This window comes from Niveispirillum sp. KHB5.9, assembly GCF_048066115.1.
In the GTDB taxonomy this organism is placed as follows: domain Bacteria; phylum Pseudomonadota; class Alphaproteobacteria; order Azospirillales; family Azospirillaceae; genus Niveispirillum.
Map to the genome: position 1 here is coordinate 56,817 of NZ_JBLTYX010000003.1, position 17,901 is coordinate 74,717.

Genomic DNA, 17,901 nt, shown 5'->3' on the forward strand with positions numbered 1-17,901 from the left:
GTCGCCGACCTCCAAAGCTCATTGTAATGACCTTCGGCTTCACTTGCCCCCCTGGACGAAGCAGGTGCAGGTGCCGTGGGCATAGAGCCGGCCATCGTCGCGGCCGACCAGCCTGCCTTCGGCCAGCATCAGCGTACGGCCGGCATTGATCACCTTGCCTTCCACCCGCACCACACCGGCATCGCGCAGGATGGGGCGCAGGAAGCTGATCTTCAGGTCCACCGTGCCATAGCCCGTGGCCCGCGGCAGCAGCGTATGCACGGCGCAGCCCATGGCGCTGTCCAGCAGCGTGGCGGCAAACCCGCCATGGACGGTGCCCAGCGGGTTCAGCACATGGTCGGCAGGCTCGCCCTCGAACACCACGCGACCCTCCTCCACCTCGCCTTCCAGCAACGACATGCCCAGGGTGGCGGCCATGCTGGGCGCCGGCAACTCGCCCCTGGCGATGCGGCGCACGATCTCGATCCCGGGCAGGGTGGTAAGCAGGGCGGGGTCCAGCGGCGTGGCGTCCCAGTCATAGGTGCGGGTACGGCGGGTCATGATGCTCCATCCATAAAAGAACGAACGATCGTATTATAGGTGAAGCACAGAGCGGGTCAACCATTCGCGGCACACATCACCGCACCGCATTGTTATGCCTCATCCTCTAGCGTAGGGTGTAAGCCTTTCAGGCAATGACGCTGGTTCAACCAGGGCCCCGACCATGACCGAGCATGCACCGCCGATCCGCGACCTGGACTTCCTGCGCAAGGAATTCCAACTTCACCGTCAATGGCTTGACGGCAAGGGCGGCCGCCGCGCGGAATTGCAGTTCCAGGATTTGTCGGGCCTGGCCCTGAAGGGTGCGCGTCTGGCGGAGGCCAAGCTGGCCGGTGCCAACCTGTCGGGCTGCAACCTGGAGGGGGCCGATCTGGCCCGCGTCGACCTGTTCGGCGCCGATCTGGAAGGGACGGAACTGACGGGCGCCAACCTTTCCGGCGCCGATCTGCGTGGCGCCAACCTGCACCGCGCCACCTTGAACGACGTCATCTTGCGCGGCGCGGATTTCCGGTCCGGCACCCTGTCCGACAGCAGCGGGACCACAAAGCGCGACGGGGCCGCCGTGCTGACCGAGGCGCGGCTGGAACGTGCGATCCTTTGTTCGGCCAAGCTGACCGGTTGCGACCTGACCGGGGCCGACCTGATGGATGCCGATCTGGCGGGGGCCGACCTGTCGAAATGCGTGATGCTGGGTGTCGATCTGACAGGGGCCAACCTGTCGGGGGCGCAACTGGCCGGCACGGTGGTGGACAGCGAGACGCTGTCCCGCGGCCGGCATGTGCCCGACGGTACCGCCACCATGATCGCCGAACCGCCGCGTCGCCGTATCCCCGTGGCGGAACTGACCAGGCTGGTCGATGGGCATGAGCAATGGATCGAAACCGGCGGGGCCAAGGGCAATCGCCTGGACCTGGACATGGCGGAACTGGACCCGATGGTCCTGCACGGCCGCAACCTGGCTGGCGCCCGGCTGCGCCGCTGCCGGCTGATCTCCGCCGACTGGGCCGACAACAGGCTGGAAATGGCCGACCTGTCCTATAGCGACCTGTCGCAGGCGGTGCTGGACGGATCGGTGCTGGCCGGCGCCACCTTGCGCCGGGCCAACCTGTCGGGCGCGCATCTGGCGGGTGTGGATCTGACGGCCCAGACATTATCGGGCGGGCGTACCTGGCCGGCCAATCTGGACGGGGCCAACCTGCGTGGTGCCGACCTGACCAACGCCACCCTGTCGGGCGCCATCCTGCGCAAGGCCGACCTGGCTGGGGCCATCACCACCGGCGTCAACATGCGCGGGGCCGACCTGGCCGGCGCCACCCGTGCCACCGACGGCGATGCCCGTCAGCGCCGCCGCCTGCGCCGTTTCGTGCACCCGGCCCTGGCCGTGGGCAGCCGCAAGGGCACGGCGCGCACCCGCAACTGGTCCTTCGGCGGCATGGCGCTGGATGCCGACCCGGCGCAGTATAATGAAGGCGAACTGGTCACGCTGCTGGTGGCCGCACCGGGCGGTGGGGAACCGGTTCCGGTGCAGGCGCGGGTCATGGGCCTGGACGGCGGTACCCGTTCCGTGTCACTGAAATTCGAGCCGCTGACGCCCGAGTTGAAGACCTATCTCAACGGGCTGGTGGCACCGCGTTACCGCCTGGGATGAGGGTTTTCCCGTGATACCGCCGCTGTTCACCATGTTGACCCCGATGGACTGGGCGGCGCTGGGCTGGTTCGTGGCGCTGTGGTGGGGATATGGCTGGCTGACCGACCGGCGGTCGGGATCACCGACCAGCCTGAACCAGCATATGTTGCGCATCCGCATCCGCTGGATGACCAATATGCTGTACCGGGACAACCGGGTCATGGACAGCATGCTGGTGGGCCACCTGATCCATTCGGTGTCCTTCTTCGCCAGCACCACGGTGCTGGTGCTGGCCGGCTTGCTGGGCGTGCTGGCCTCGGCCGAAAGTTCCCACAAGGTGGTGATGGAACTGGGCTTCACCCAGCCAACGGAGCGGGGGTTGTTCGAGGCGAAGCTGCTGCTGCTGCTGGCCATCTTCGTTTACAGCTTCTTCTGCTTCACCTGGGCGGTGCGGCAATTCAACTACACGATCGCCCTGATCGGCGGGGCTCCGCTGGAGCCCGGTGAAGAGGCGCTGACCACGGCCAAAGCGGCGGCCAAGATGATGACCCTGGCCATCACCAGCTTCAACCGCGGCCTGCGCGGCTATTATTATTCCTTCGCCAGCCTGGGCTGGATGGTCCATCCCTACGTCTTCATCGCCCTGGTGGCGCTGGTGACCTATGTCCTCTGGCGCCGGCAGTTCCGTTCAGCCGCCTTCGACGCGGTGGCCCGCTACTCCGCCCATGGCATGGGCGAACGGCCGCAAGGCACAAAGGGGCAGGGCGGGATGTGACGGGTCAGGCCGCGTTCAGCGGCACATCCTCCACCACCAGCCGTCGGCCCAGCACGGCCAGAGCCTCCTGCACGCTGTCAATATGGCTGCGATGGTCCAGATCCAACAGCCGTCGGACAGCATTTTCCTGCAAGCCCAATTGCCGGGCCAGTTCGGAATTGTTCATGCCTCTGGCCCGCATCGTTTCATAAAGGGCGAGCTTGGCAGCAGCCAGTGGAGGCAGGGTAATCACTTGGCCTGGGGGACAGGCCGAGCCTGGAATGGGGATGGGTTGCCCAAGCTCCATGACGGCACCCAAAGCTGCGACCAGAGCGTCCGGTAGTTCCGACACGGCTTCGGCTTTTTCCCGGTCATCGGTGGCTGCTCCGCGCACATCCGGACAGCGGGCCATCCAGAACCCACCTTCCTCTGTAAGCACATAAGGATAGGCGTATCGCATCGTTTAGTCCTTCAGCCCAGCAAGTCCTTCTTTTCCAAGCCCAGCTCTGAAAGCATCTGGGCCAGGAGACCCGGGCCAATTTCCTTGGTCAGGCCCTTCAAGGTAGTAGACTTGTCGCCGTAATAAAGGCGGCCGTGGCTACCTTTCCCATGTCGGGCGTCGAAATGGACATTGACGCTTCGTCGTTTTCCAACGGCCTTTACGGCTCGCAAAAACTCGCTCGCCCCCATTTGGAACGTTCCTGTCAGCTATAGCATCGTCGCACAGATATGTACGAATCTGTTTTTTTTGAGCCTAATACCGACGACAGGAACAATACAGGAACATCCCCACCGCTTCAAGCTTCAGCCGTAACGCCGCCCCGCCTCGATGGTCAGGCCCAGGCCCACGGCGCCGAACTTGTCGCCCTCCACGATGCGGGCTTCGGGCAAGGCCCCGGTGATGGCGCCGCGCACGGCGGGCAGCAGGGTGGAACCACCGGTCAGGAAGATGGCATCTACCTGATCGGGCTTCAGCCCGGCCTGGCGCAGGCAGTCCGTGGTCATCGCCCCCAGCCGCTCCACCGGATCGGACACGGCCGAGGCCAGCCGGCCGCGCGTGGCCGGTGCATCCAGGCCCTTCTCCACGATGGACAGGTCGATATCGATGCTGGCGGCACCCGACAGCTCGATCTTCGCCGCTTCCACCTTCATGGCCAGCGCATGGCCCAAATGATGCTCCAGCACGGTCAGCAGCCGCTGGATCAGCTGCGGATGCCTGGCCTCCTTCACCAGCCGTTCCACATCGGCCAGCACGGCGGGACTGTACAGGAAGTTGATCTTGGCCCAGGTGGCCAGATCCACATAAAGATGGTTGGGCGTCAGCAGCCCCTGGCGCAGCAAGGGTGAGCGATAGCCCAGATGCGGCATCACCGCCTCCAGGCTCAACAGCCGGTCGAAATCCGTGCCGCCGATGCGCAAGCCGTCATTGGCCAGGATATCGTCGGCCCGTTCCGTCCGCCGCGCCCGGTCAGGACCGATGCGCACGATGGAAAAGTCCGAGGTGCCGCCGCCGATATCGGCGATCAGGGCGATCTGCTCGTCATTGATCTGCGCCTCATAGGCGAGTGCGGCCGCGATGGGCTCGTACTGGAAGCTGACATCCTTGAAACCGCTGGCCCGGGCGATATCCGCCAGGGCATCCTCCGCCCGCCGGTCGGCCGCTGTGTCGCCATCGACGAAATGCACGGGCCGCCCATGGACGACATGGGTCAGCTCGCTGCCCGTCCGGCGCTCGCCCTCCTCCTTGATGTGGCGGATGACCAGGCCGATCACTTCGCGGAAGCCGACGCGGCGGCGGCCCAGCAGCGTTTCCTCATCGATCAGGCTGGTGCCCAGCACCGACTTGATCGATCGCATCAGCCGCCCGTCGCCCCCGGCGACATAGGCATTGATGGCGGCGCGGCCGAAGGCGGGCCGGTGGGTTTCGAAATCGAAGAAGATGGCGCTGGGCAGCGTGTCGTGATCGCCCTCCAGCGCCAGCATGCGCGCACCCGCCCCATCCGCCACGCCCAGCGTGGAGTTGGAGGTGCCGAAATCCAGACCGCATGCCACCATGATCGCCAACCCTACCAACCCGGCCAAAAGGGGCGAGGTTGTAAGGGGTGGGGGCGGTGGCGTCAAGCGCCTATCGACTCGGGGATGGGTTTGGCTTATACAAGGAAGCAGGCGGGCCGGGGTTGCCTCCCCGACCCGCCCACTCCTAGGTCCGGCCGATCATGACGGTGACGTGGATGACACGCCGCCGCCAGAGCGGAAACCGGAACACCAGGAGAAGGGACATCTTGTGCATGTCCGTTCCTCCAATGACGGGTCGCTTGATTGCGGCCCGTCATTTCATTTCGGGGGATCGCTAGCCGCCGATCAAGCAGAAAAGTGTATTCGAACCGCTGGTTTCACGCGTCATGCGTGCAGGGCCGGAAGCTTTGCGGGCGAACACTTTCGCCGCTATTCTGCCTCTTCCTGTCCCGTGATCGGCGCTGATAGAGAATGACCCCGTTTGGTGAGCGTGTCCGCCAGCTTCGTGCGGCCAAGGGTGCCAGCCTGAAGCAGATGGCGGACGAGCTGGAGATTTCCTCGGCCTTTCTCTCCGCCCTGGAACATGGCCACAAGGGCACGCCGTCGCCCATGCTGCTGCGTCAGATCTGCACCTATTTCGGCCTGATCTGGGATGCCGCGGAGGAGATGGAGCGGCTGGCCGCCCTCAGCGATCCGCGTGCCACGGTGGACACGGCCGGCCTGTCGCCCGACCATACGCTGGTGGCCAACCTGCTGGCCCGCGACATCGCCCGGCTTGCCCCGGCGCAATTATCGGCCTTGCTGGCCCTGTTGGGGGGACGGCCGCTGTCCCCGAACGGGCATAAGGCGGATTTATCGGGCAATCATGTCCAAACCCCTCGCCCTGGGCCGCGGGATGGTCCATATGTGGACGATTGATTAGCCGAACCGGATCGGAGACGACGGACATGCCATCCCGCCTCGAACAGCTTTGCGTCCAGAAGGGCCTGAAGATGACCGAACAGCGCCGCGTGATCAGCCGCGTGCTGTCGGACAGCCAAGATCACCCGGATGTGGAGCAGGTTTATCGGCGCGCGGTGGAGATCGATCCGCATATCTCCATCGCCACCGTCTATCGCACCATGCGCCTGTTCGAGGAAGCCAACGTCATCGAACGCCTGGATTTCGGCGACGGCCGTGCCCGGTATGAAGAGGCGCGCGAGGAGCATCACCACCATCTGATCGATGTGCAGACGGGCGACGTGGTGGAGTTCTCCAGCGAGGAGCTGGAGAAGATCAAGGAAAAGATCGCCGACGAATTGGGCTATCGCCTGATCGGCCATCGGCTGGAACTCTATGGCGTGCGCAAGGATCGCCCGGTGGTGGAGCGGACCTATGTGCCGGGTGGCCACGGCTCCAAGGTCTGATGCGCATGGGCCGCGATCTCGACAAGTATCTGGAACGTCCCTGTGCCGATCATCCATCGGCGGGGACGGGGGATTGCTGCCGCTCCGCGGTCACGCGCGCCTATCGGGAGATGCAGTCGCGCGGGATTCCCGAACCGCATTGCCTGGAGGCAGCATTGGCCGTTTACCAGTGGCACCATCCGGAAACGGGAACGCCATCGGCCGCCGACATCGTCGGCTCCTGGGTGTCGACCGCACTCCGCCATTGATGCTTCGCAGGCGGACATGAAAAAGGCCCGGACGGCATCACCGTCCGGGCCTTTTGTTTTTCCTCAAGTGCCGGGCGCCCGCATCCGCAGGCTTGGCATCACTCGCCGAAGACGCGGCGGAAGATCGTGTCGGCATGCTTGGTGTGGTAGCCAAGGTCGAAGGCGTCGTCGATGGCGTCCGCCGTCAGGTGCTGCATCACGTCGGCGTCGGACTTCAGCATGGTGCGGAAATCCTTGCCTTCCAGCCAGACCGGCATGGCGTTGCGCTGCACGGCGCGATAGGCGTCCTCGCGGCTCATCCCCGCCTGGGTCAGGGCCAGCAGCACGCGCTGCGAATTGTGCAGCCCGCCCAGCATGTCCAGGTTCTTCTGCAGGTTCTCGGGATACACGACCAGCTTTTCCACCAGGCCGGTGGCGCGTGCCAGGGCGAAATCCAAGGTCACGGTGGCGTCGGGGCCGATCATGCGCTCCACCGACGAATGCGAGATGTCGCGCTCATGCCAGAGGGTGACATTCTCCAGCGCCGGGGTGACATAGCCGCGCACGATGCGGCTCAGGCCCGACAGGTTCTCCGACAGCACCGGGTTGCGCTTATGCGGCATGGCGCTGCTGCCCTTCTGGCCGGGCGAGAAATATTCCTCCGCCTCGCGCACTTCACTGCGCTGCAGGTGGCGGACTTCCGTGGCCAGATTGTCCAGGCTGGCGGCGATGACGCCCAGCGTGGCGAAGAACATGGCGTGGCGGTCGCGCGGGATCACCTGGGTGGAATGCGGCTCCACCGCCAGGCCCAGCTTGCCGGCGACATATTCCTCAACAAACGGGTCGATATTGGCGAAGGTGCCGACGGCACCGGAGATGGCGCAGGTGGCGATCTCCGCACGGGCCGCTTCCAGGCGCTTGCGGTTGCGGGCAAAGGCGGCGTAGTGGCCGGCCAGCTTCACGCCGAAGGTCGTCGGCTCGGCATGGATGCCATGGCTGCGGCCGATGGTCGGTGTGTACTTATGCTCAAGCGACCGGCGCTTCAGGGCATCCAGCAGTTTGTCCAGATCGGCCAGCAGCAGGTCGGCGGCCTGGGTCAGCTGCACCGCCAGACAGGTGTCCAGCACGTCGGAGCTGGTCATGCCCTGATGGACGAAGCGTGCTTCCGGCCCGACATATTCGGCCAGGTTGGTCAGAAACGCGATGACGTCATGCTTGGTCTCGCGCTCGATCTCGTCGATGCGGTCGATTTCCCAGGCCCCGCGCTCCCACACGGCCTTGGCGGCTTCCTTGGGGATCACGCCCAGCTCGGCCTGCGCGTCGCAGGCATGGGCTTCGATCTCGAACCAGATGCGGAACCGGTTCTCCGGGTCCCAGATGCGGGTCATTTCGGGGCGGGAGTAGCGGGGGATCATGGTTGTCGGCCCTGGCGCTGGAGTGTGGCGGGAAAGGCGGGGCGGACCATAAGGGCAAGCACCCCTGGCTGACCAGTGTCGGCCCGGACGGGGTGCCATGCCCAACGCCTGTGGCGAAGATGTCACATTTCCGTCATGCAGCGCCGCCCAAGCCAAAGGTCGGGGTTACGGTTCAATGACATTAACCATCAATCTGCCTCTGTTCTGATGTGCCGGCCAGTATTGGACATGCCGATCCCATCATCGGCCCAATCATTCGCGCCACATATCATTGATGACACTGTTGCGGATTCAGCACGGGTGGTGAAGTTCCCGATACCTTCCCTCGCCTTGGCTGTGGTCTGTCATGTAGATGACATCCTAATGTAACAAACGAGTGCCCCCACACGGGGCCGCCCATGGGAGGATTTGCCGATGAAAGTTTCGCCCCGGATCACCGCTGCCCTGCTGGCGGGTGCCGCCCTGCTGACCGTCACCGCCGCGCCTTCCATGGCCCAGCAGGCCCCGGCCAGCGAGGTCGAAGCCCTGCGCGCCCAGGTCCAGGCCCTGATGGCCCGTATCGAGAAGCTGGAAAAGGCGCCGGCCGCCGCCCCGGCTCCCGTCGCGGGTGCCGCCGCCGGCGCCCCCAACAAGACGGATGCACCGCTGGTCGCCGCCGACGTCTTCAAGGCGCCCCAGGTGGTCCAGTCCGGCACCGGCAAGATCAAGGTGACCCTGTCCGGCCAGATCGGCCGCGCCTTCGAATTCGCCGATGATGGGTTCGACAGCGACAGCATGCATGTCGATAACGCCCAGTCCTCCTCCCGTCTCCGCATCGCCGGTGCGGCCAAGCTGGATGATAATTGGACGGCGGGCACGGATATCGAATTCGAGACGCAGTCCGGCTCTTCCCGCGCCACGGGCTTCGGCACCGACAGCGGCGCCTTCACCGTCAACGAGCGCAAGGTGGAGTTCTGGGTTCAGCACAAGACCTTCGGCCGCATCTGGGTGGGCCAGGGCGACACGGCGACCAACGTGACGTCGGAAGTCGATCTGTCCGGCACGGCCACCCTGATCAGCCATACCGATGTCGGCTCGCTGTTCGGCGGTGTCAATTTCCGCAACAAGGCGACCCGCGCCGCCGGCCCGAACATCAATGCCGCCTTCAACAATTTCGACGGCATGCACCGCGAGGATCGCGTGCGCTATGACACGCCGACCTTCGGCGGTGGCTTCACCCTGTCGACCAGCTTCATCGAAGGCGGCGCCACCGACTTCGCCGGCCGCTATACGGGCAAGATCGGCGATACGGAGATCGCGGGCGCCATCGCCTATGCCGACAATGACAGCCGTACCGGCTTCGATACCCAGACCAACGGCTCGATCTCGATCAAGCTGGCCTCGGGCTTCAACGTCACGGCCGCCGCCGGTACGCGCGACCTGGGCGCCCGCAACAGCGATTTCTGGTACGGCAAGCTGGGCTATATCAACAAGCTGACCAGCCTGGGCAACAGCGCCTTCGTGGTGGATTACTACACCCAGGAGGATTTCTTCGCCGCCGGTGCCGACAGCAAGGCCTGGTCCGTGGGCTATGTGCAGACGGTCGACGCGTTCTCCGCCGACTTCTATCTGAGCCTGCGCAACCACAGCTACGACACGCCCGCGGCCAACTTCAAGGATGTGCTGGGTGTGATCTCGGGTGCGCGCGTCCGGTTCTAAGCATGTTTGCGGTCCCCGCAAACATGCTTAGAGTCTTCGCGTTCCTCAAGTGCCGGCGCCGCATCCGCGACTTGGCTTCACGCCGCACGTGCGGCGCGGCGGCAGTCGCCGCCGGAGCGGTTTCCGACTGACCGGAAACCGCTCTAAGGTCTTCATAACCCCTCGCCGCGCCGGTCGGTCGCGGCCCTGGCCCGGTTTCCGTCTAAGACGAGCGGAAACCGGGTTTTTTGTTTCCGCCATCCCATATTGCCAGGCCAGCATTTCATGCTATGTCCCCCCATATCGGTTTCGGATCACGGATCGCGCGGATGCAAGCGGCGGAGACGGGGATGGGCGGCTGGCAGCTTGCCCTTCTGGTGCATGTGTTCTTGACCCTGGCGGCCATCTGGCCGGCGCGGATGCTGCTGCAACGGGCGGGTCTGCCGGTCTCCCTGATGGGCTGGCTGGCGCTGCCTTTGTTCGGCTGGGCGATTTTCGCCAGTTTCCTGGCCTTCAAGACCTGGCCCAACCTGCCGCCCTTGCCGGAAAAGCTGCACCCGCGTGAGCGGCTGAAGCGCCAGCGGGCCAGGGAACAAGCCGCAACGGGGGAGGGCTGATCCATGCCGCGTTATGGCGATCTGGTGGACATGCTGTCCTTCCTGCCCGGCTGGGCGTCGATCCTGGTGGTGGTGCTGACCATTACCTGGACGGTGTGCATGGCCGGCATCGCGCTGGGCAAGACCGGGCGTAACCCTCTCTGGGCCGTCACTGTCTTTGTGTTCTTCCCCATGCTGACCATTGGGCTATGGATCCTGGCGCTGACGCGCTGGCCCCGGATGGACCGGAATCCTTAAGGGTGCGGACACGCCATCCCTATCTCGACCATCCCGGCCCCATCCCCTTCGCCCATCGCGGCGGTGGACTGGAAGTGCCGGAGAACAGCATGGCGGCCTTCGCCCATGCCGCCGGCCTGGGCTACCGCTATATCGAGACGGATGTGCAGGCGACGGCGGATGGCCATCTGGTCGTCTTCCATGATCCGATACTGGACAATCTGACAGACGGGCAGGGCCGGGTGGGTGAACTGCCCTGGTCGGTGGTGTCGCGGGCCCGCGTCGGCGGGCGGGAACCGATCCCGCTGCTGGACGAGGTGCTGGAGACTTGGCCGGACCTGCGCTTCAACATCGATCCCAAATCCGATGCGGCCGCCGCGATCCTTCCCGATGCGCTGCGCCGGCACGGGGCCCTGGACCGGGTCTGCGTGGGCTCCTTTTCCGGGGCGCGGCTGGGCCGGCTGCGCCGGGCGATGGGCCGCGATCTCTGTTCGTCGGCCGGGCCCTGGGATGTGGCACGGGTCTGGGCGGCGGGCCATGGCCTGCCCATGCCGGGTCCGTCCGGCCCGCATTGCCTGCAGGTGCCCGTGCGGCACAAGGGCCTGACGGTGGTCACGCCCGGTCTGCTGCGCGCCGCCCATGCCCGCGACCTGCCCGTCCATGTCTGGACCATCGATGAGGAACGGGAGATGGAGAGGCTGTTGGACATGGGGGTGGACGGGATCATCACCGACCGGCCCACCCTGCTACGCGACGTGATGATGCGCCGGGGGTTATGGGTTTAACCCAGTTCGTCCGGGGGCATCTGGCGGCTGGTTTCCTCATGCACGGCCCGGTCATGTCCGCTGCGGTGGGAAAAGAACACCAGCGCCATCAACCCGCCGCCGACCGCCAGACAGCCCAGCACGCCCAGGCCCAGGGCGATGAAGCCATGCAGGCTGATTTGCTGTTCCGGCCCGCCGCCGCCCACCGCGTTCCAGGCCATGACTCCACCGACGGCGGCGGCCAGCAGCAGCGCCAGCAGGCAGGCGAACATCAACAGGCCACCGCGGCTCATCTCTTCTTTCCATCCCTTGCCATTGGTCCCATCCCATATGGGGGCCGCATGCATCGCCGCCCAGCCCCCATGCGGATGCGGGCCACCGGGTCTGGACAGGGCGGGCCGCCCCCGATAACTTCCGTGCCCGGTTCAACCTGTTACCGCAACGGATATTACCCATGAAGAGCGGCGTGAAGAAAGTCGTGCTGGCCTATTCAGGCGGCCTCGACACCTCGGTGATCCTGAAATGGCTGCAGGAAACCTATGCCTGCGAGGTCGTGACCTTCACCGCCGATCTCGGCCAGGGTGAGGAACTGGAGCCCGCCCGCAAGAAGGCCGAGCTGCTGGGCGTGAAGCCGGAGAACATCTTCATCGACGATCTGCGTGAAGAGTTCGTGCGCGACTTCGTGTTCCCGATGTTCCGTGCCAACACCCTGTATGAGGGCACGTATCTGCTGGGCACCTCCATCGCCCGGCCGCTGATCGCCAAGCGCCAGATCGAGATCGCCAAGCAGGTGGGCGCCGACGCCGTCTCCCATGGCGCCACCGGCAAGGGCAACGACCAGGTCCGCTTCGAGCTGGGCTATTACGCCCTGAAGCCCGACGTGACGGTGATCGCGCCGTGGCGCGAATGGGACCTGAACAGCCGCACCCAGCTGCTGGAATTCGCCGAGAAGCACCAGATCCCCATCGCCAAGGACAAGCGCGGCGAGGCCCCCTATTCGACCGACGCCAACCTCCTGCACATCTCCTACGAGGGCAAGGCCCTGGAGGATCCGTGGGTGGAGGCCGACGAGGACATGTACACCCGCACCGTCGCTCCGGAAAAGGCGCCGGACGAGGCCGAATATGTCGAGATCGAGTATGAGAAGGGCGACGCCGTCGCCGTGAACGGCGTCAAGCTGACGCCCGCCGCCCTGCTGACCGAGCTGAACCGCCTGGCCGGCAAGCATGGCATCGGCCGCCTGGACCTGGTGGAAAACCGCTTCGTCGGCATGAAGAGCCGTGGCGTGTACGAGACGCCGGGCGGCACGCTGCTGTCCGTCGCCCATCGCGGCATCGAGAGCATCACGCTGGACCGCGAGGCGCTGCACCTCAAGGACGAGCTGATGCCGCGCTATGCCAAGCTGATCTATAACGGCTTCTGGTTCTCCGCCGAGCGCGAGGCCCTGCAGGCCCTGATCGACAAGACGCAGGAGCGCGTCAATGGCGTGGTTCGGCTGAAGCTGTTCAAGGGTGCCGCCCGCGTCGTCGGCCGCAAGAGCCCCAACAGCCTGTATCGCCTGGACTATGTGACGTTCGAGGCCGACAGCGTCTATAACCAGAAGGACGCCGAAGGCTTCATCAAGCTGAACGCGCTCCGCCTACGCCTGAACAGCATCGCCAAGGGGCTTTAATTTCAGCACCTCAGGCGCCGGCGCCAACATCCGTTGGCTCGGGCTTACGCCGCACGTGCGGCGCGGCGGCAGTCGCCGCCGAACCAGATACCGGTGAGTGCAGCTCACCGGTATCTGGTATAACCCATTGCACCGATCCCCCTGACTGAAAGCCTATAGGGAAATACCTTCACCCGTGCTGGACCGAAGCTAGAATACGCCGGATCAGGGCCTTTGGCCCCTTCCATCCGATCCGCATAAGGTCTTTCACGGCGATGATGTGTTCCGAGTGCGAAGCGCTGCCATCCCTGGGGCATCCCGACAATATCCTGATGGTGCGCCTGCCCACCCGCCATACGCGGGACAAGCTGCTGGCGCTTGCCCGCGCCCAGGATGTGGCGATGGAGCCGATGGATGATCCGCTCTGCCTGCATCTGCGGCTGTCGCAGACGGAGCTGGCGCGGATGATGCTGGGTGCCTCGGAGGTGCTGTCGCGGGAGGAACAGTTGCATGGGCGAAGCCTGCTGCTGCCGGCTGGCCGTCACCCTGAAACGACCGACCTGCTGGCCGCGATTCCCCTTCGCCAGCTGATCGCCGGCATCCATGGAAGCTGGCTGGTGCAGTTGCTGGAGGAGGAGCGCTATTTCTCCGTCCTGCAGCCCATCTTCCATGCCGATGGTTCCGTCTTCGGGTATGAGGCGCTGCTGCGCGGCCGGACGGAGGCGGGCGCCATGCTCAGCCCCGGTCCGCTGTTCAGCGTGGCCGAAGAGGCGGGGATGCTGTTCGCGCTGGACCAGAAGGCCCGGCGTTCGGCCATCGCCACCATGGCGCGGCGCCCACGCGACGGCGCGCGGCTGTTCGTCAATTTCAATCCCGCCGCCATCTACGACCCCAGCTACTGCCTGCAAAGCACCCAGGAACTGGTGCGGCATCTGGGGCTGTCACCGGCCGATATCGTGTTCGAGGTGACGGAGACGACCAAGGTCCATGACCATGGGCATCTGCGCTCGATCCTGGATTATTACCGGGCGGCGGGTTTCAGGGTGGCGCTGGACGATATCGGCGCCGGCTTCTCCGGCCTCAATCTTCTTCAGGCGCTGCATCCGGATTTCATGAAGATCGATATGGCGCTGATCCGCGGCATCGATGGTGATGCCTACAAGCAGAGCATTGTCCGCCATCTGATCGGCATCGCCCGTGATGGTGGGGCGGTGGTGATCGGGGAAGGGGTGGAGACCGAGGCGGAACGGGACTGGCTGGTCGCTGCTGGCATCGACCTGATGCAGGGCTTCCTGCTGGGGCGCCCGGAACCGGTACCGGGCTGATACCGGCATCGTCAGCCTGCGGGCTTCAGCATGGCCCCTTCCGGCAGTTCGATCCCGAACCGCTCGACCAGCACCCGCCGCAACATCCCCTCATCGGTGATCTGTATTTCTTCCACCAGTTCGCCGTTCAGGCGGCGGCGATACTGGTCGTTCAGCAGCGTGTGCCGCTCCGTCAGGGTGCTGCGCGCCGCCACCCGGTTCTGCACGAAGCGTGAGGCGGGATGGGTGGAGGTGAAATGGTTGCCAAATACCAGATCCCATTCCACGACCTCCTCCGCCCCGAGCCAATAGAGCCCGAACCAGCCACCATCGCGCCAGACCGCCAGTTCCCAGCCCGGCGACCAGTCGGAAAGGCTCAACCGCCAGCGGTCGCCGGCACTGTCATACTCCCCGGCCACCAGTGGCAGCGGTTCGACCAGGCAGGAGCCGCCGAAGCCGACATCGGCCATATAGGTCTGGCCATCGATGGCGATCAGCAGCATCAGATGGCTGCGCCCGCCTGGATCGCCGCCCATGCGCACCCGTGCCACACGACGGTGGACATCGAAGCCGATCGCCGTCAGTGCCGCCTGCAGCAGGCTGTTCTGTTCAAAGCAATAGCCGCCGCGCCGCGACCCGACCAGCTTGGCAGTCAGATGCTCCATCTCCAGCCGGACAGGCAGGCCCATCTGGATATCCATGTTTTCAAACGGGATGGCGCCGACATGGGCGATATGGATGGCGCGCAGCGTGGCCAGATCGGGGGCCACGGGGCCGTCATGGCCGATACGGGCAAGATATGCTGCAAGATCGAAGGACATGGCGACAGGCCCTGGGCTGGACGGGATATCTCATCCCTTAACCAAGCCCGGCCGGCCCCGCCAGCCGCAAAGCGTCACCATGACATGAGAGAGTAAAAGGAACGGTTCAGCAGGAACCCACGACCTTGCGCAAGGCCAGATCGTTGGTGCTGGTGTTCACCGTCGCCGGTTCCCGTACTGACATCGCGCCACGCTTGCGCCCGGCCCGGGCCGCATCATCGGCGGCCAGCACGGCCAGCGCCAGAAATTCGGCCAGATCGCCCATCTGGCTGCGGCGCGCGTCCTTCACCAGGCTTTCCAGGCAGCGCTTGATGGCCATCGCCACCTCCGGCGCCGGTTCATCCCCGATCATATCGAGATTATTCATCGTACAGTCCATCGGTCGCACCCCCGTGTCGACGGCTGCCGGCTTTCTGAGAAGCCGCCCCCTGCCTTATGAAAACGATGCTAACGGCTTTTTATGGGGAAATATAGACATAAACATATTAATTTTTATTGTTAATAAGTATAAATTGGAAAGTGCACTTCGAGCGAAAGCAAACATGGTTGTAGTTGTTCCTGTACAACCTAAACGCTGTGCGGTTTACTTAAACGTCATATAAACATGTTTACGCCGGATGAATCTCCAGCCCTGTCTGCACGTACGGTACCTTTGCCATTGCGTGCCGGTCCGGTTCGGGAAAGCGGGTGGCAAGGCAGCCTTGCCGATTTTGCCGAAGCGGTGACTCTGGCTGGACAGTTGCGCAGTCAATCCAGCCTGCCTATATCTGCTGTGCGCCGGGGTGGTGAGCCGCCCCGGGGATCAACATTGGGGACCCATATCGCGGTGCTTAGGGCCGCGCGCGGTCTGCCGAACAAGAGAGGTCGTCATGAGCAAGGTTATCGGTATCGATCTGGGCACCACCAATTCGTGCGTTGCCGTGATGGAAGGCGGGCAGGCCAAGGTCATCGAGAATGCCGAAGGCGCGCGCACCACGCCGTCCATGGTCGCCTTCGCCCAGTCGGGTGAACGGCTGACGGGACAGCCCGCGAAGCGCCAAGCCGTCACGAACCCGGACAACACGCTGTTCGCCATCAAGCGCCTGATCGGCCGCCGCTTCGATGATCCGGTGACCAAGAAGGACGCCGCCCTGGTCCCCTACAAGATCGTGTCGGGCGGCAATGGCGACGCCTGGGTCGAGGCGCATGCCGAGAAGTACAGCCCCAGCCAGGTCAGCGCCTTCATCCTGCAGAAGATGAAGGAAACGGCCGAGGCCTATCTGGGCGAGAAGGTGACGCAGGCCGTCATCACCGTCCCAGCTTACTTCAACGACAGCCAGCGTCAGGCCACCAAGGATGCCGGCAAGATCGCCGGCCTGGAAGTGCTGCGCATCATCAACGAGCCGACGGCCGCCGCCCTTGCCTATGGCATGGAGAAGAAGGGCACCGGCACCATCGCCGTGTACGACCTTGGCGGCGGCACCTTCGACGTCTCGATCCTGGAAATCGGCGACGGCGTGTTCGAGGTGAAGTCCACCAACGGCGACACGTTCCTGGGTGGTGAGGATTTCGACGGCAAGATCATCGATTACCTGGCCGAGGAGTTCCAGAAGGAGCAGGGCATCGACCTGCGCAAGGACCGTCTGGCCCTGCAGCGCCTGAAGGAAGCCGCCGAGAAGGCCAAGATCGAGCTGTCCAGCTCCGTCCAGACCGAGGTGAACCTGCCCTTCATCACGGCCGATGCGTCGGGTCCGAAGCACCTGAACATCAAGCTGACCCGCGCCAAGCTGGAAGCCCTGGTGGAAGACCTGGTGCGCCGCACCGTCGGCCCCTGCCAGAGCGCGCTGAAGGATGCCGGCCTGAAGGCTTCCGAGGTGGATGAGGTGATCCTGGTCGGCGGCATGACCCGCATGCCCAAGATCATCGAGACCGTGAAGCAGATCTTCGGCAAGGAGCCGAACCGTGGCGTGAACCCCGACGAGGTGGTGGCCATCGGTGCGGCGATCCAGGGCGGCGTCCTGAAGGGCGACGTCAAGGACGTGCTGCTGCTGGACGTCACGCCGTTGTCGCTGGGCATCGAGACGCTGGGTGGCGTGTTCACCCGCCTGATCGACCGCAACACCACGATCCCGACCAAGAAGTCCCAGGTCTTCTCCACGGCCGAGGACAACCAGTCGGCCGTGACCATCCGCGTGTTCCAGGGTGAGCGCGAGATGGCCCAGGACAACAAGATGCTGGGCCAGTTCGACCTGATGGGCATCCCGTCCGCCCCGCGCGGCGTGCCGCAGATCGAGGTGACCTTCGACATCGACGCCAACGGCATCGTCAATGTCGGCGCCAAGGACAAGGCCACCGGCAAGGAGCAGGTGATCCGCATCCAGGCGTCGGGCGGCCTGTCGGACGCCGACATCCAGAAGATGGTCAAGGATGCCGAGGAGCATGCAGCCGACGACAAGAAGCGCAAGGAACTGGTCGAGGCCAAGAACCATGCCGACGGCCTGATCCATTCCACCGAGCGCACCTTGAAGGAAAACGAGGACAAGGTGTCCCCGGCCGACAAGTCCGCCGTGGAAGCCGCCATCGCCGACCTGAAGGCCGCCATGGGTGGCGAGGACCCGGCCGCCATCAAGGCCAAGACCGACGCGCTGGCCCAGGCCAGCATGAAGGTCGGTGAGGCCCTGTACAAGGCCGGCCAGGAAGGCGGCGCCGATGGGACCCAGGCTTCGGCCGGGACCGCCGATGATGACGCGCCGGGCGGTGAGAAGGTTGTGGACGCCGACTTCGAGGAAGTCGACGACCGCAAGAAGAACTGAGCAGCCCGCTCCCCTGAAGGGAGCGGAAAGCTGGTCTTTCAAGGCGCGGGCCCGTCCGGTTTCCCCGGGCGGGC

Annotated in this window: 20 protein-coding genes; 12 read left to right on the forward strand and 8 right to left on the reverse strand. The window is 64.8% G+C overall.

Annotated features, from left to right (window positions below; all coding sequences use genetic code 11):
- Positions 1–39: 39 nt before the first annotated feature.
- Positions 40–540, reverse strand: coding sequence for a PaaI family thioesterase (locus tag ACM9HJ_RS06920; protein WP_416570977.1), 501 nt, complete (start codon positions 538–540; stop codon positions 40–42).
- 163 nt (positions 541–703) lie between these two features.
- Between ACM9HJ_RS06920 and ACM9HJ_RS06925 the strand changes: the two genes are divergently transcribed.
- A complete protein-coding gene (locus ACM9HJ_RS06925) occupies positions 704–2,188 on the forward strand; it encodes a pentapeptide repeat-containing protein (protein WP_416570978.1) in 1,485 nt (494 codons plus the stop codon).
- 10 nt (positions 2,189–2,198) lie between these two features.
- Entirely contained in the window at positions 2,199–2,942 is a 744-nt protein-coding gene (locus ACM9HJ_RS06930; RefSeq protein WP_416570979.1) for a DUF599 domain-containing protein, read from the forward strand.
- A gap of 4 nt (positions 2,943–2,946) precedes the next feature.
- On the opposite strand, the gene ACM9HJ_RS06935 is transcribed toward ACM9HJ_RS06930, so the two are convergent.
- The 3 genes from ACM9HJ_RS06935 to ACM9HJ_RS06945 form a co-directional block, all read right to left on the reverse strand.
- Complete coding sequence (locus ACM9HJ_RS06935; protein ID WP_416570980.1) at positions 2,947–3,381, reverse strand: hypothetical protein; 435 nt, start codon at positions 3,379–3,381, stop codon at positions 2,947–2,949.
- 11 nt (positions 3,382–3,392) lie between these two features.
- Positions 3,393–3,611, reverse strand: a complete 219-nt coding sequence (locus tag ACM9HJ_RS06940) for a hypothetical protein (RefSeq protein ID WP_416570981.1) — start codon at positions 3,609–3,611, stop codon at positions 3,393–3,395.
- A 114-nt stretch (positions 3,612–3,725) separates the two neighbouring features.
- The gene (locus tag ACM9HJ_RS06945) at positions 3,726–4,976 is read right to left on the reverse strand and encodes an Hsp70 family protein (RefSeq protein WP_416570982.1); all 1,251 of its coding nucleotides are present in this window, start codon (positions 4,974–4,976) and stop codon (positions 3,726–3,728) included.
- A gap of 432 nt (positions 4,977–5,408) precedes the next feature.
- Here ACM9HJ_RS06945 and ACM9HJ_RS06950 point away from each other — a divergent pair, with 432 nt between their 5' ends.
- Genes ACM9HJ_RS06950 through ACM9HJ_RS06960 form a run of 3 tightly spaced genes read left to right on the forward strand, consistent with a single transcriptional unit; the run spans position 5,409 to position 6,591 of the window.
- On the forward strand, positions 5,409–5,855 hold the full coding sequence (locus tag ACM9HJ_RS06950) for a helix-turn-helix domain-containing protein (RefSeq protein ID WP_416570983.1): 447 nt from the start codon (positions 5,409–5,411) through the stop codon (positions 5,853–5,855).
- Positions 5,856–5,884: 29 nt separating this feature from the next.
- Positions 5,885–6,343 carry a Fur family transcriptional regulator gene (locus tag ACM9HJ_RS06955; protein WP_416570984.1) on the forward strand — a complete coding sequence of 153 codons (459 nt, stop codon included), beginning with the start codon at positions 5,885–5,887 and terminating at the stop codon, positions 6,341–6,343.
- A 5-nt stretch (positions 6,344–6,348) separates the two neighbouring features.
- Entirely contained in the window at positions 6,349–6,591 is a 243-nt protein-coding gene (locus tag ACM9HJ_RS06960; protein ID WP_416570985.1) for a hypothetical protein, read from the forward strand.
- A 98-nt stretch (positions 6,592–6,689) separates the two neighbouring features.
- Here ACM9HJ_RS06960 and purB read toward each other — a convergent pair whose 3' ends face one another.
- Positions 6,690–7,985 (reverse strand): adenylosuccinate lyase, encoded by a 1,296-nt coding sequence (gene purB / locus ACM9HJ_RS06965; RefSeq protein ID WP_416570986.1) that lies wholly within the window; start codon positions 7,983–7,985, stop codon positions 6,690–6,692.
- 414 nt (positions 7,986–8,399) lie between these two features.
- Here purB and ACM9HJ_RS06970 point away from each other — a divergent pair, with 414 nt between their 5' ends.
- From ACM9HJ_RS06970 to ACM9HJ_RS06985, 4 genes are all read left to right on the forward strand, one after another.
- On the forward strand, positions 8,400–9,683 hold the full coding sequence (locus ACM9HJ_RS06970; RefSeq protein WP_416570987.1) for a hypothetical protein: 1,284 nt from the start codon (positions 8,400–8,402) through the stop codon (positions 9,681–9,683).
- Between the two features lie 308 nt (positions 9,684–9,991).
- The gene (locus tag ACM9HJ_RS06975; RefSeq protein ID WP_416570988.1) at positions 9,992–10,279 is read left to right on the forward strand and encodes a hypothetical protein; all 288 of its coding nucleotides are present in this window, start codon (positions 9,992–9,994) and stop codon (positions 10,277–10,279) included.
- Positions 10,280–10,282: 3 nt separating this feature from the next.
- Positions 10,283–10,516, forward strand: coding sequence for a hypothetical protein (locus ACM9HJ_RS06980; RefSeq protein WP_416570989.1), 234 nt, complete (start codon positions 10,283–10,285; stop codon positions 10,514–10,516).
- A gap of 2 nt (positions 10,517–10,518) precedes the next feature.
- Positions 10,519–11,280, forward strand: coding sequence for a glycerophosphodiester phosphodiesterase (locus ACM9HJ_RS06985; RefSeq protein ID WP_416570990.1), 762 nt, complete (start codon positions 10,519–10,521; stop codon positions 11,278–11,280).
- On the opposite strand, the gene ACM9HJ_RS06990 is transcribed toward ACM9HJ_RS06985, so the two are convergent.
- A complete protein-coding gene (locus ACM9HJ_RS06990) occupies positions 11,277–11,552 on the reverse strand; it encodes a hypothetical protein (RefSeq protein ID WP_416570991.1) in 276 nt (91 codons plus the stop codon). The genes ACM9HJ_RS06985 and ACM9HJ_RS06990 overlap by 4 nt on opposite strands.
- Before the next feature lie 161 nt (positions 11,553–11,713).
- Here ACM9HJ_RS06990 and ACM9HJ_RS06995 point away from each other — a divergent pair, with 161 nt between their 5' ends.
- Complete coding sequence (locus ACM9HJ_RS06995) at positions 11,714–12,931, forward strand: argininosuccinate synthase (RefSeq protein ID WP_416570992.1); 1,218 nt, start codon at positions 11,714–11,716, stop codon at positions 12,929–12,931.
- A gap of 254 nt (positions 12,932–13,185) precedes the next feature.
- Positions 13,186–14,235 carry an EAL domain-containing protein gene (locus ACM9HJ_RS07000; RefSeq protein WP_416570993.1) on the forward strand — a complete coding sequence of 350 codons (1,050 nt, stop codon included), beginning with the start codon at positions 13,186–13,188 and terminating at the stop codon, positions 14,233–14,235.
- 11 nt (positions 14,236–14,246) lie between these two features.
- Here ACM9HJ_RS07000 and ACM9HJ_RS07005 read toward each other — a convergent pair whose 3' ends face one another.
- A complete protein-coding gene (locus tag ACM9HJ_RS07005) occupies positions 14,247–15,035 on the reverse strand; it encodes an arylamine N-acetyltransferase family protein (RefSeq protein WP_416570994.1) in 789 nt (262 codons plus the stop codon).
- A gap of 106 nt (positions 15,036–15,141) precedes the next feature.
- Entirely contained in the window at positions 15,142–15,402 is a 261-nt protein-coding gene (locus ACM9HJ_RS07010) for a hypothetical protein (protein WP_416570995.1), read from the reverse strand.
- Between the two features lie 502 nt (positions 15,403–15,904).
- On the opposite strand from ACM9HJ_RS07010, the gene dnaK reads away from it, so the two are divergent.
- Positions 15,905–17,827 (forward strand): molecular chaperone DnaK, encoded by a 1,923-nt coding sequence (gene dnaK / locus ACM9HJ_RS07015; RefSeq protein ID WP_416570996.1) that lies wholly within the window; start codon positions 15,905–15,907, stop codon positions 17,825–17,827.
- Positions 17,828–17,901 lie beyond the last annotated feature (74 nt).